The following is a 12,489-nucleotide window of genomic DNA, read 5'->3' on the forward strand; positions in this document are numbered from 1 at the left end:
AGAATCCTGTGCTGTGCGGGAGTGGGGCCTGTGGGGATCCTCATGAGGCGGTCTTCTCGAAATAGCGGCCCACCAATTCGGCGCAGTGCTCCACGAGCCGGCGGTCATCGGCATCGAATGCGGCCGGGGTGTGGCTGTCGATGTCGAGTTCGCCCACGACACGGCCCTTCGCGTACACGGGAGCCACGATCTCGGACCTGGTTGCGATCGAGCACGCCAGGTAGCGGGGGTCCTTGTTCACGTCGTCGACCACCACGGTTTCGCCGCTGCTGGCGGCCGCGCCGCAGACGCCTTTGTCCAATGGGATACGCTTGTGCGGAGTCGGCGCGCCGATATAGGGACCGAGCACCAGCATGTCGGGTGCGCCCGTGCGTCCCTTTTCGATCATGTAGAAGCCGACCCAGTTGTACTTGGGCAGGCGCTCCATCAGCCGCGCCACAATGATGCTCATCAGTTCCTCGACGGTGCGCGCCCCTTCGGCCACGCGGTCGAGTTCCTGAGCCAACTGTCGCGTATCGACGGCGAAAGGCATCGGCTCATTGTAAAGCAGTCGCCAGTGCTCCGGACCGGCTACTTAGAGCTGCGGAGCGTGCGGAAAACGCGGAAGGGCATGCATGACCCCTCCGCGTTTCTCCGTTCTCAGGCCGAGAGCGGAAGTTTGCGCACACGCTTGCCGGTGGCGGCCGCCATGGCGTTGAGCACGGCCGGGGCAAGCGGCGGCAATCCGGGTTCGCCGATCCCGCCCGGCTTCTCGCCGCTCTTCACCAGGTGCACTTCCACGTTGGGGACATCGTTCAGGCGTGGGACCTCGAAATCGTGGAAGTTGCTCTGTTGCGCGCGGCCGTTCTGGACGGTGATGGCCGAGCGCATGCCGGACAGCCCGAACACCACGGCGCTCATGATCTGGGCTTCGATGATCGCGGGGTTCACGTACATCCCGCAGTCCACGGCCGCGACCACGCGACGCAGCCGGGGTATGCCGTGCTCCAGAGAGACCTCGGCCACGTGCGCCACATAGGTGCCGAACGAGAACGCCATGGCGATGCCCTGGGCCCGTCCACCGGCCGGCTTGCCCCATCCGGCTTTTTCCGCCGCGAGCTTCAGGACCCCGGCGGCGCGAGGATTGGCGATGGCGAGGCGGAATTCCAGCGGATCCGTTTTCGCCGCCGCCGCGAGCTCGTCTATGAAAGATTCGGTAGCGAGCGCGTTCTGAGAGGCGTACACCGAGCGCCACCATCCCGCCGGCACGCCGGTGTTGGCCATCACATAATCGACGAGCAGGTTGGGGATGGAGTAACGAAGCTCCACCGCGGCATCGAGCGCATCCTTGTCGAGCGCCCCCGGTTTAACCCAGCCGCGCTGGCCACCGATGGAGGGCGCGACCACGCGATGCTTCCATGCCACCAGTTTCCCCTTCGCGTCCAAGCCGCCGCTGAGCACGTGGTAGCTGGCCGGCCGGTACCAGTCGTGCTGCATGTCGTCCTCGCGCGACCATACGACCTTCACCGGCGCACTGATTGCCTTCGAGACCGCGAGGGCATCGAGCGCGTAATCAGATTCGGCACGTCGACCGAACCCGCCGCCGAGGAAGGTGACGTGAACCTTGATCTGCTCAGGCTTGACGTCGAGCAGGCTGGATCCTTGTTCGCGCAGGTTCTCGGGAAACTGGGTCGGAGCCCAAACTTCTATGTCGTTGCCCTTCACGCTGGCGGCGCAATTCATCGGCTCCATGGTGGCGTGCGCCAGGAAAGGAACCTCGTAGGTCGCTTCGATTTTTTGTGCGGCTTGGGATAGCGCGGAGCCCGCATCACCGTGCTTCTCTCCGACGTTGGCTTCTCCCTTGGCCAGTTCAGCGAAGCGTTGGCTGATGTCGGCGCTATTCATGCGGGCGTGCGGGCCTTCGTCCCAGGTGATCTCCAGCGCCTCGCGGCCCTTGTGCGCCGACCAGTACGAGTCGCCGACGACAGCCACGCCGCTCGATACCTGGACCACGTGTTTCACACCCGGCACGGCCTTGGCTTTGGCGGCGTCGAACTTTGCCACCTTGCCGCCAAACACAGGGCAGCGAGCGATGTTGGCGACCAACATGCCCGGCAGGCGGACGTCTATGCCGAACTGGGCCTTTCCGCTGACCTTTTCGCCCAGGTCGGTGCGGGGCAGCGGCTGGCCGATGATCTTGAAGTCCTTTGGGTCTTTGAGCTTTACGTTTTTGGGGACCGGCAGCTTCGCGGCGGCTGCCGCGAGCGACCCGTAGCTGGCACGCTTGCCTCCGGGACCGGTCACGAAGCCTTTGTCGGTATGGCAGGCGCCGGCGTCGACACTCCACTCCTTGGCCGCAGCGGCGACCAGCATGGCGCGCGCGGTCGCGCCGGCCTTGCGGAGCTTCTCCAGCGAAGTGCGCACGCTGGTGCTGCCCCCGGTCAACTGCTGGCCGTACTTCGGATCGCCCATCGCCTGTTTGACAGCCACGTGCGCGAAATCCGCGTCCAACTCTTCGGCGACGATCATGGGGAGCGACGTGCGTACGCCCTGGCCCATCTCCGACTTGGCGCACGTGATGGTCACTTTGCCCGCGGGATCGATCTGCAACCACACGTTGGGCTCGAAGGCTGCCGGATCATTCGGGGCGGCCTGAAGACTGGAGGGTAGATGGAAGCCGATGACAAGCCCCGCTCCTGCGGCGCCGGTCACCTTGAGGAAGTCACGGCGGGTGGTTTTCATCGCGCACCTCCCGTGGCGGCCCGATGGATCGCCGCGCGGATCCGCTGATAAGTGCCGCAGCGGCACAGGACGGGCGACATGGCATTGTCGATCTGTGCGTCCGTGGGTCTGGGCGTCTTGGCCAGCAGAGCTGCCGCAGTCATGATCTGGCCGGATTGGCAGTATCCGCACTGCGGCACCTGCTCCGCGATCCACGCCTGCTGGACGTGGCCGGCCGCCAGCCCTTCGATGGTCGTGACCTTCTTGTTGCCGACCTCGGAGATCGCGGTCTGGCAGGAGCGCGTGGGTTCGCCGTCCAAATGGACGGTGCAGGAGCCGCACACTCCCATGCCACATCCGAACTTTGTTCCGGTCAGTCCCAGGTGGTCGCGTAGGACCCAGAGCAACGGCGTGTCGGAAGCGACATCCACCGAATAGGACCTGTCATTCACCGTGAGTTTGATTGCCATCACAGCCTCCGTTGCAGAACTTGGAGAACACGAAGTGTGCTCCTGCCATCTGAGGATTGGCAAGGACATCGTCAAAGACGAAATCGCTGGGGCTGGGTTACAAACGCTTGGCGCGGGGCGCAGCTAGACGATGGGGCGGGGCGCGGTGCGGCTGATGGTCTCGATCTGCTCGAACGTCAGGTCTCGGCCTTTGTTCAGCTCATCCCAGTGGAAGCAGGGCCGGCACAGGGATTTACAGGTCGAGGTGACGAACAGGAACAGCGACTCCAGTTCCTTCTTACGGAAGACGGAGAGCAGGTATCCCCCGTAATCCCCCACTAAGCGGGATTATAGTGGATTGGCCGCCATGTATTCGCCGCAGGTGATCGACCATTTCGAGCATCCCCGCAACGCGGGCGAGATGGAGCATCCGTCCGCGTCGGCGCGAGTCGAGAATCCCGCCTGCGGCGACGTCATGGAATTGGCGCTGCGCGTGAAGGATGGCCGCATCGCCGAGGTTCGATACCGGACCAAAGGCTGCGTCACCGCGATCGCCTGCGGCTCCGCGTTGACCGAAATGCTCAGCGGTCGCAGCGTGGCGGAGGCTGGCACCATCCGACGGGAGGGGCTTGTTGAAGCTCTGGGCGGCTTGAGCGGTGAGACCATGCACGCCAGCCATCTCGCCATGGACGCGCTCCGGTCGGCTCTACGGCAGCTTCGCCAGGAACCTGGAGCGTTACCTTCGTAAACCCGGAGAGTGATCGCGGTCACATCTTCGCATATTCGAAATGCGCCAAAGTCACAATGTCGGCTCCCTGGCCGACGAGGTGCAACTTGCGACGATCCGCAGCATTGTTAATTCTGCTTATCCTGTGTGCAGCTCCGCTTTGCGCGCAGGACGAAGCTGCCGCCCTGTTCAAGTCCAACTGTGCCCACTGCCACAACATCAACGGTGACGGCAGGACAGAGGCCGCCAAGAAAATGCGGATCCCCGACCTGCGCTCCCCGGAAATCCAGAACATGAGTGACGAAGCACTCTTTCAGACGATCGGGAACGGCACGCAGCACAAACAGTATCCCCACACCTTTCTGAGGAAGGGAATGACTTCGGCTCAGGTGCGACAGCTCGTGGACCATATCCGCACGCTGAAGACGAAGCGCTAGAGGGGGTCGGGACGGTACACGGTCCAGCCGCTGCGGGCGGCGAGGGGCTCGAAGTCAGGATTGGGATTGATAGCGAATCCGTGGCGCGCCAGTACGAGCATGGCGGCGTCGTGGACGGAGTTGCCGAAGGCGGCGTCGACGGAAGCGCCGATCAGCTCGCGCACCACGGTGGCTTTACCTTCGTCGGTGGGCACACGGATCAGCCGCCCGGTAGCGCGGCCGTTCTCGATGGCGACGCAAGCCGCGAGGATGCGGTCGGCCGGGACGTCGAACTGCGAAGCGCTCGCCCGGATCACCCATTCGTTCGTCGACGATACGGCCCAGAGCTGGCAGCCGTTCCCGGCCAGGCGGTGGGTCAGGTGCTGCATCTCGGGGAAGATGCGCCTCGCCACGACTGTTTCGAAGAAGCGCCGGGCAGCGGCGAAGATTTCCTCTTCCCCGATTCCTGCGTGGATGGTGACCATCTCGCCGCACATTGTCTCTTCTCCGACCTTGCCGGCCTTGTAGTCGTCATAACGGGGCAGCGCCCAGCGGGCCACATCTTCGGGGATCAGGCCCTGCTCGATCTCCCAGTAGAAAAAATCGGCTCCGGCATCGCCCTCCCAGAAGGTGCCGTCGCAATCGAAGACTGCGACGCGGGGATTGAGTCGCAGCACCGAGTCAACGAATCGTTCGGCGCGGTCAGAGATGTTTCTGGGAGTGGCGAAGGTCACGGTTGGGGAAGGCGCTGGTAGTCCTCGGGCGTGTCAACGTTGGTCACGACGCCGGGGTCAGTCACTGGGAAGTAGAGGATGCGGCTCTGGACGGAGTGCTCGACGTCGCGCGCCGTCGAGCCGGCGGGCGCTTTCAGGAAGGCCTCGATCATCTCCCGCCCAATGACGACGGGATGGCCATGCTTGCCCTCGTACTCCGGCACTACCGCCCACTTGCCTTCTTCAGACGCCTCGCGGAACCCCGAGCAGAGCGCGCGCAGGGTCTCGGGTGAGCAAGGAGGGCGGTCCACCAGGGTCACGATGGCCGAATCGCGCCCGCGGTTCAACACCTCGTGCAAACCGACTTGCAGGGAGCTGAACTGCCCGCGTTCCGGATGCTGGTTCACGACCAGGCTGGCGCTCGTGGAGTAAACCACAGGCGCGATGGAATCGGAATTCTTGCCGCCCACGACGATCACCAGCTCGGAGAACGGAGTCAGCAAGGAAATGGCCGCAAAAAGAAAGGTCTGGGTGTGCGGCGGTGCGGCCACCCGCGCGAACTCGGAGATCGCCTCCGTGGGGCGATAGCTCTCCCCTCCGGCAGGGACGGGTGGCCAGGGCAGTAGAGCCTTGTCGCGTCCCATACGGGAAGATTCGCCGGCGGCCAGGATCACGCCGCAGAGGCTGGGCGAACGGGCCATGAGGCAACGATAGCAGAACGGGGTGAGAGCGGGTAGGAGTTCGGAGCGCCTATCTGTCCTGGCCCGCCGGCTCGGTACGCGCGGGACGTTTCATGTGGGGAGGGCCGGCTTCGACGCCCCGGCGGACTGCGATCAGCTCGGCGACGATGGCGACGGCGATCTCCTCCGGCGTGATGGCGCCAATGTCGAGTCCCACGGGCGCGTGCACGCGCTCCAACTTCTCACGCGCGATGCCTTCCCGCTCCAGTTCCTTGTAGATCTCGATGACCTTGCGCTTGGAGCCGATCATGCCGATGTAGCGCGCCGGAGTGCCTGCGGCCCAGCGCAAAACGCGCATGTCGTCCCGGTGCCCGCGGGTGACGATCACTAGGTACGAGTTCTCATTGAGGGAGAGTTGGGAGCAGGCGTGATCGAAGTCGTCGGCGTGGATCTCGCGGGCCTCAGGGAACCGCTCGCGGTTGGCGTAGGCCTCGCGGTCGTCCACTACGGTGACATCGAAGCCGGCTTGCCGCGCCACCTTGTACAGGTGCAGCGACACGTGTCCGGCACCGAAAAGATAAAGCTGCGGCACTGGCATCACAGGCTCCACGAAGACGTCGAGCGTACCACCGCAGACCAGTCCGGAGTCGTACTTGGGATTGTTGTTGAGATTGAAGGTCAGGGTGCGGGGCTTTTCCTGCTCCATCACTTCGCGGGCCGCCTGCCAGACCTCCGCCTCGACGCAGCCGCCGCCGATGGTGCCCACGATCGAGCCATCGTCGCGCACCAGCATCTTGGCGGTCTCGAACGACGGGATGGAGCCGCGAACGTTGACGATAGTCGCCAGTGCCCCGCGCCGTCCTTCGCGCCGCAGTTTCACGATCTCTTCGTAGAGGTCCATGCCAAGCCGTGATTATTCGATGCCACGCACCGTCCAGTCAATCCAGCATCAGTTCCAGTGCTTCCAGCGCTCCCATCTCTGCCGTATATCGAACCTGGGGCCGCGGCAAAGATAGATGGGCTGGTTCTCTTCGCCCATGCCGAAGGGATGGTAGTGCACGATGGGCGCCTCCCAGGAAGTGCAGAGACGCTCGACGTCGTCCTGATCCCACTGAAGCAAGATGAGCGCGGCGTAGGTCTGCTGCGGAGGTCCCCAAAAATAGTGATTCTGGTGGTCGGAGAAAGCGGAGGGCAGACCGTACTTGGGACCGAAGAGGTGCAGGGCGCCGGCTTCTCCGTAATTCACGGCGAAAATGCCCGCCTGGGCTCGCTCGGCAGGCGGCAGCGAATCGTAAATTTGAGCCACCTCGCGGCTGAGCTCTTCCCATCCGAACTGGTCACCCATGGGCTGCGGCAAAGGGCCTTCGTGGTGGACCTCGGCCTTGCGCGGCTTGAACCCCAGGGCCTGCGAGTACGCCAGATAGTTTTCGGGCGAGAGCATCCAAGTCGCGAGCGGCACCGCGGGGATCGTAAGGATGGCGATGGCGGCAGCCACTGCTGCGCGCGTCCATGCCGCGCGGTCTCGCAGCCAGCCTTCTAGCAAGACGCTTCCGCCGGCGAAGAGCATGGGGTAGATCGGAAAGAGGTAGTAGTCCTTGGCGTGGGCGAGCTCCATGGTCACGAAGAAGACCAAGAACGTGATCCCAAGCGCGCGCCAGCGGCGGTCGCGCAGGAAGTAGATCAGACCAGCCAACCAGACAGGGAATAGCGCAGGATGCAACGAGACGATCTGTTGCACGGTAAAGGCAACCGGTCCGAGAACCACGTTCTTGCCCTGGCGACGGACGTTTTCCAGATCTTCGAGAGTGGGAAAGTGATGCCGGATCTGCCAGACAAGGTTGGGCAGGAAGATTGCGACCGCGATGGCGCCTGCGATCCACATCCATGGCTTCAGGAACTCGCGGCGGTGCGGCGTCAGAAGCAGGGCAATGGTGACGGCGAAGCCAAAGAACAGGGTGGAGTGTTTGTTCTGGAGTCCCAAACCGGCGAGGAGGCCGAACCACAGCCACCGGCGCGAGTTTCCGGCGCGCAGAATGCGCGCTATCACCAGGGCGCAGCCCATCCAGAATAGCGGCTCCACGGCATTCATGGTCATGAGGCTGTCGGTGGCGATCCTCGCGGGACAGAGAAGTATGGTGAGGCCGGCAAGGAACTGGGCGTAGCGGCTGCCGCCGAGTTCTCGAGCGATCAGGATGGCGAGGATGATGGTGCCGGCGCCGGCAAGAGCCGGGATGATGCGGAGCGTGGCGAGCGACCCGCCCATGAGTAATGCCAGCTTTGCGTACAGCGCGATCAGTGGCGCGGCGTCCACGTAGCCCCAGTCGAGATGGCGCGCCATGTCGAGGTAGTAGAGCTCGTCGCGGAAGTAGCCGTAGTGACGCAGGCTGGTAAAGGCGTGCAGCGCGATCTTGGCGACGACGAAACCGGCGGCCGTCCCCAACGCGAGCCGGGGAAGGCGGTCGTTCGTGTCCTGGGAGGGAACCTCGACCGGAGCGGTAACGGACATCAGATATCGGACTCCCGCACGGACTTTATGTTAGCTTTCTACGTTTCGTCATCCCGAAAAGTTCATTGCAGGAGAGCGCCATGAAAGCCATCCGCTATCACGAGTTCGGCGGGCCGGAGGTCCTGCGCTACGAGGACGCTCCCGACCCGGTGTTGCGCAAAGACCAGGTTCTCATTCGCGTCAAAGCCTGCGCGCTGAATCATCTTGACCTCTGGTGCCGCAAAGGGCTGCCCAACTTGAAGCTGCCCCACATCAATGGCAGTGATGTCGCGGGCGACGTTGCCGAAGTGGGTGAGTACATCAAAGGCATCAACGTCGGCCAGCGCGTGCTGCTGGCGCCCATGACCTTCTGCAATCATTGTGCGCAGTGCGTCATGGGACGGCAGAGCTCTTGTCGTGAATTCACCGTGCTGGGGCATATGAACGACGGCGGCAACGCCGAATACATCGCCGTACCCCAGGTCAACGTCATCCCTATTCCCAACGACCTCACCTACGACGAAGCGGCCAGCGTTCCCCTAGTCTTCCTGACCGCCTGGCACATGCTGGTGGGACGCTGCCAGGTCCAGCCGGGAGATTTCGTGCTGGTCTGGGGTGCGAGTTCGGGCGTGGGTACGGCGGCCATCCAGATCGCCAAGCTGTTCAACGCCAAGGTCATCGCGACCGCGGGAAACGAGGCCAAACTGGACCAGGCGCGTGAACTGGGCGCCGACTACACCATTGACCACTACAAGCAGACGGTCTCCGACGAGGTGAAGAAGATCACCGCCAAGCGCGGGGTGGACATCGTGTTCGAGCACGTGGGCAAAGCCACCTGGCAGGAGAGCATGAAGTCGATGCGCGCCGGGGGGAAGCTGGTGACCTGCGGCGCTACCACCGGCCCCGAGGCCAGTTTCGACATCCGCTTCCTGTTTTCGCGCCAGCTTTCGTTCCTGGGCTCGTACATGGGATACATGGGAGAACTGCACGAGGCGCTCAAGCACGTCTTCAGCGGCAGACTGAAGCCGGTAGTGGACAAGACCTTCCCGCTGCGGGAGGCGCGCGCCGCGCACGAGCGCCTGGAGAAAAGCGAGATGTTCGGCAAGATCGTGCTGAATCCGTGACCCGGAGTCTCGCGCTGCACGATGGGCATCTAAAGGAGTGAGCGGTTACAATAGCGAGTTGCAAATGAGCGAGCACCTCAATCCGGAAGCCGAACGCGTCACCAACCCAGCCGGCGACTCACAGGGGGAGCGGCAGGTCCGCTCGGTGACGTTCGGAAGCGACACGCCTGAGGGCGTGGTCCTGACCAGCCTGGACAAGGCGGTCAATTGGGTGCGAAAAAGCTCGCTCTGGCCGATGAGCTTCGGCCTGGCCTGCTGCGCCATTGAGATGATGTCCATGGGTGCGTCGCGCTTCGATATCGCGCGTTTCGGCGCGGAGGTGTTCCGGCCGTCGCCGCGCCAGGCCGACCTCATGATCGTAGCCGGCCGGGTCTCGCAGAAGATGGCGCCGGTCATCAAGCAGCTCTACGAGCAGATGCCAGAGCCCAAGTGGGTGATCTCGATGGGCGCCTGCGCGACGTCCGGCGGAGTCTTCAATAACTACGCGCTGGTGCAGGGCGTGAACCAGTGGATCCCCGTGGACGTGTATGTTCCCGGATGCCCGCCCCGCCCTGAGCAGCTCATCTACGCCATCATGGTTCTGCAGGACAAGATTATGAAAGAGCGGGGCAGCTTGAAGCGCGCGCTGAACCTGGCGTAGCTCACCCGCGCCGGGACCATTTTCCCTAGCACGATTTGCCGGATATCTGCGCTTCGCTCCGTCCAGCGGTGGAGTGACGTCGTAGAATAACCGCGCGACATGAACCCCCTAGAACTCTCACCGGAGAAATTCCGTCGGCTCGCTCAGCGCGCCGTGCAGGACGCGACCGACTACTTGTCGGGGATCGAGCGCCGCTCCACGTTCCCTCGAACCTCGGGGGACCAGACCCAGAAGACATTTGCGGGGCCGTTGCCAGAGCAGGGAATGGGCTCCGCGGCCTTCGATGCGGTAAACCAGATCTTCGAGCATTCGCGCCCGGGCAATGGCCGCTTTTTCGGGTACGTCTTCGGCTCGGGAGAATCGGTGGCTTCCGTTGCGGACCTGGTGGCCAGCGTTGTCAACCAGAACGTCACCGCGTGGCGATCCGCCCCGGCGGCGGTCACCATCGAGCGCACGGTCGTGAGTTGGCTCGCCGAAGCAATCGGATGCCAAGGATTCACCGGCAGCCTTTGCGGCGGGGGCTCGTCCGCCAACCTGATGGCCCTCGCCATGGCCCGGGAGGCGAAAGCACCCGCAAACCAGAAAGGCGCGCAGCCGGGGATCGTCTACGCCTCCGATCAAGTGCACATGTCCATCCCCAAGGCGCTTGCTTTGCTCGGCCTGGGACACGACAGCCTGCGCCTGCTTCCGACCGACGAAGGCTACCGGTTGCGTGTCGAAGATCTGGCGCAGGCGCTCGAGTCGGACAGCCGGGCAGGGAAAAGGATCATCGCCATCGTGGCGTCGGCGGGAACGGTGAACACCGGCGCCATCGATCCGCTGCCCCAGATGGCCGAGCTGGCTGAGCGATACGGCGCCTGGTTCCACGTCGACGGGGCCTACGGGGCGCTCGCCGCACTGGCCGTGCCCGAGAGGTTCTCCGGGCTGGCGCGCGCCGATTCGCTGTCGCTCGATCCGCACAAGTGGCTCTACCAGCCGGTCGACTGCGGATGCCTGTTGTATCGCGATGCGGCTGCCGCGCAGGCCGCATTCTCCCACACAGGTGATTACGCCAAGGCGCTGTCACAAGACCTGCTCGAAGGATTCGCGTTCTTTGAAGAGTCGCTGGAACTGTCCCGTCGCTTTCGTGGGCTCAAATTGTGGTTGTCGCTCCGCTATCACGGGATGGCGGCATTCCGCGAAACGATCCGGCGCGATCTGGAGCATGCGCAACGGCTGGTCCGCAAAATCGCCGCTGCTCCCGAACTCGAGCTTCTTTCTCCCACCGAACTGAGTGCCGTCTGCTTCCGCTACAAGCTGGGCAGCGATCTGGACGGCTACAACAGCGCGATCCTGCGCCGGGTCATCGAGCGCGGTCGCGTCTACATCTCGAATGCCACGCTGCGCGGTCGGTTCGCGCTGCGCGCCTGCTTCGTCAACCATCGCACGACGGACGCTGACGTGGACGCCATCGTCGACGAAGTGCTGGCGGCGGCCGCCGAGGTCCGTCCCGTCACAAGATCCCATGGCTCGTAACGATTCTCCCAGCAGCGTGATCGCGCATGCCCCATGCCGCGTGGACTTGGCGGGCGGCACGGTGGATATCTGGCCGCTGTACCTCTTCCATCCCGGGGCATTGACCGTCAATTTCGCGGTCAATGTCCGCACTCGCTGCCAGGTCCGGCCCCTGCGCGGGCGGGAGATCGTGCTGCGCTCGCTCGATACCGGCCGCGAAGACCGTTTCCGCAACCTCGACGCACTGTGCGGCGCGCACAGGTTCAACCACCCTCTCGCCGGTCTCCTGACGCGCTTCTTCTCCCCGGTAGGCGGGTTAGAGGTCGTGACGCATTCCGAATCTCCCGCGGGGGCCGGCATCTCGGGTTCTTCGGCGCTGGTGATCGCCACCACCGCTGCGCTCGCCCGCTACACCGGGCGGAAGGTTTCTTTGGAGGAGATCCGCGTGATCGCCCAGAACGTGGAGGCGCAGCTGATCCGCGTTCCCACCGGCTGCCAGGATTACTACCCGGCGCTGTACGGCGGCGTCAGTGCCATCCGCCTGGAACCCGACGGGATCCACCGCGAAGCCATTGCTGTCGATCCCGCTGAGATCGACCGCCGCTTCCTGCTGGTGTATACCGGTGCGCCCCGGCAGTCCGGCATCAACAACTGGGAGGTTTTCAAGGCGCACATCGGCGGCGATCGCAAGGTGTTCCGCAACTTCGAGGAAATCGTCTCCATTGCCCGCGCGATGCACCAGGCGCTTGCTGCGGCCGACTGGGAGGAAGTCGCACTCCTGCTGCGGACAGAGTGGAAGCTGCGGAAGACCAACGCTCCTGGGATCAGCACCCCGCTGATCGACCGGCTCATCGTTGCCGCCGGACGCCAGGGCGCACTGGCAGCCAAGGTTTGTGGTGCCGGGGGCGGCGGCTGCATCGTTTTCCTGCTGCAGGAAGGCGCGAAAGAGCGGGTGGCTGAGGTCATGCGGCGGATGGGCGGTCAGGTGCTGCCTTCGGGCGTCGCCCGCGACGGCTTGATCGTCAGGAGCAGGAGGCGCACCTGAGCTACTCGTGGTATCA

The 12,489-nt window shown here is 64.0% G+C and carries 14 protein-coding genes; 6 read left to right on the top strand and 8 right to left on the bottom strand.

Annotation, left to right across the window (positions count from 1 at the left end):
- Window positions 1-40: 40 nt before the first annotated feature.
- The 4 genes from LAN37_05585 to LAN37_05600 all read right to left on the bottom strand — a co-directional run bounded on the left by LAN37_05585 (window position 41) and on the right by LAN37_05600 (window position 3,488).
- The gene (locus LAN37_05585; GenBank protein MBZ5646680.1) at window positions 41-532 is read right to left on the bottom strand and encodes a GAF domain-containing protein; all 492 of its coding nucleotides are present in this window, start codon (window positions 530-532) and stop codon (window positions 41-43) included.
- 107 nt (window positions 533-639) lie between these two features.
- Window positions 640-2,721: a xanthine dehydrogenase family protein molybdopterin-binding subunit gene (locus LAN37_05590; GenBank protein MBZ5646681.1), complete on the bottom strand. Its 2,082-nt coding sequence runs from the start codon at window positions 2,719-2,721 to the stop codon at window positions 640-642.
- The gene (locus LAN37_05595; protein ID MBZ5646682.1) at window positions 2,718-3,170 is read right to left on the bottom strand and encodes a (2Fe-2S)-binding protein; all 453 of its coding nucleotides are present in this window, start codon (window positions 3,168-3,170) and stop codon (window positions 2,718-2,720) included. Before LAN37_05595 ends, LAN37_05590 begins: the two co-directional genes overlap by 4 nt.
- Before the next feature lie 123 nt (window positions 3,171-3,293).
- Entirely contained in the window at window positions 3,294-3,488 is a 195-nt protein-coding gene (locus LAN37_05600; GenBank protein ID MBZ5646683.1) for a hypothetical protein, read from the bottom strand.
- Between the two features lie 19 nt (window positions 3,489-3,507).
- Between LAN37_05600 and LAN37_05605 the strand changes: the two genes are divergently transcribed.
- Together LAN37_05605 and LAN37_05610 are read left to right on the top strand one after the other, a co-directional pair.
- Window positions 3,508-3,897, top strand: a complete 390-nt coding sequence (locus LAN37_05605; GenBank protein MBZ5646684.1) for an iron-sulfur cluster assembly scaffold protein — start codon at window positions 3,508-3,510, stop codon at window positions 3,895-3,897.
- 104 nt (window positions 3,898-4,001) lie between these two features.
- A complete protein-coding gene (locus tag LAN37_05610) occupies window positions 4,002-4,313 on the top strand; it encodes a cytochrome c (protein ID MBZ5646685.1) in 312 nt (103 codons plus the stop codon).
- Here LAN37_05610 and LAN37_05615 read toward each other — a convergent pair.
- The 4 genes from LAN37_05615 to LAN37_05630 are packed head-to-tail and all read right to left on the bottom strand — an operon-like array spanning window position 4,310 to window position 8,191.
- Window positions 4,310-4,969: a haloacid dehalogenase-like hydrolase gene (locus tag LAN37_05615; protein ID MBZ5646686.1), complete on the bottom strand. Its 660-nt coding sequence runs from the start codon at window positions 4,967-4,969 to the stop codon at window positions 4,310-4,312. The genes LAN37_05610 and LAN37_05615 overlap by 4 nt on opposite strands.
- A gap of 53 nt (window positions 4,970-5,022) precedes the next feature.
- Window positions 5,023-5,706, bottom strand: coding sequence for a nucleotidyltransferase family protein (locus LAN37_05620; protein ID MBZ5646687.1), 684 nt, complete (start codon window positions 5,704-5,706; stop codon window positions 5,023-5,025).
- Window positions 5,707-5,755: 49 nt separating this feature from the next.
- Window positions 5,756-6,586: an XdhC/CoxI family protein gene (locus LAN37_05625; protein MBZ5646688.1), complete on the bottom strand. Its 831-nt coding sequence runs from the start codon at window positions 6,584-6,586 to the stop codon at window positions 5,756-5,758.
- 48 nt (window positions 6,587-6,634) lie between these two features.
- Window positions 6,635-8,191 (bottom strand): glycosyltransferase family 39 protein, encoded by a 1,557-nt coding sequence (locus LAN37_05630; GenBank protein ID MBZ5646689.1) that lies wholly within the window; start codon window positions 8,189-8,191, stop codon window positions 6,635-6,637.
- Between the two features lie 80 nt (window positions 8,192-8,271).
- On the opposite strand from LAN37_05630, the gene LAN37_05635 reads away from it, so the two are divergent.
- The 4 genes from LAN37_05635 (at window position 8,272) to LAN37_05650 (ending at window position 12,473) form a co-directional block, all read left to right on the top strand.
- Window positions 8,272-9,294 carry a zinc-binding dehydrogenase gene (locus LAN37_05635; protein ID MBZ5646690.1) on the top strand — a complete coding sequence of 341 codons (1,023 nt, stop codon included), beginning with the start codon at window positions 8,272-8,274 and terminating at the stop codon, window positions 9,292-9,294.
- A gap of 64 nt (window positions 9,295-9,358) precedes the next feature.
- Complete coding sequence (locus LAN37_05640; GenBank protein ID MBZ5646691.1) at window positions 9,359-9,934, top strand: NADH-quinone oxidoreductase subunit B; 576 nt, start codon at window positions 9,359-9,361, stop codon at window positions 9,932-9,934.
- A 99-nt stretch (window positions 9,935-10,033) separates the two neighbouring features.
- A complete protein-coding gene (locus tag LAN37_05645) occupies window positions 10,034-11,449 on the top strand; it encodes an aminotransferase class V-fold PLP-dependent enzyme (protein ID MBZ5646692.1) in 1,416 nt (471 codons plus the stop codon).
- Window positions 11,439-12,473: a GHMP kinase gene (locus tag LAN37_05650; GenBank protein MBZ5646693.1), complete on the top strand. Its 1,035-nt coding sequence runs from the start codon at window positions 11,439-11,441 to the stop codon at window positions 12,471-12,473. Before LAN37_05645 ends, LAN37_05650 begins: the two co-directional genes overlap by 11 nt.
- Window positions 12,474-12,489 lie beyond the last annotated feature (16 nt).

The organism is Terriglobia bacterium (assembly GCA_020073495.1).
GTDB lineage: Bacteria > Acidobacteriota > Terriglobia > Terriglobales > Acidobacteriaceae > JAIQFD01.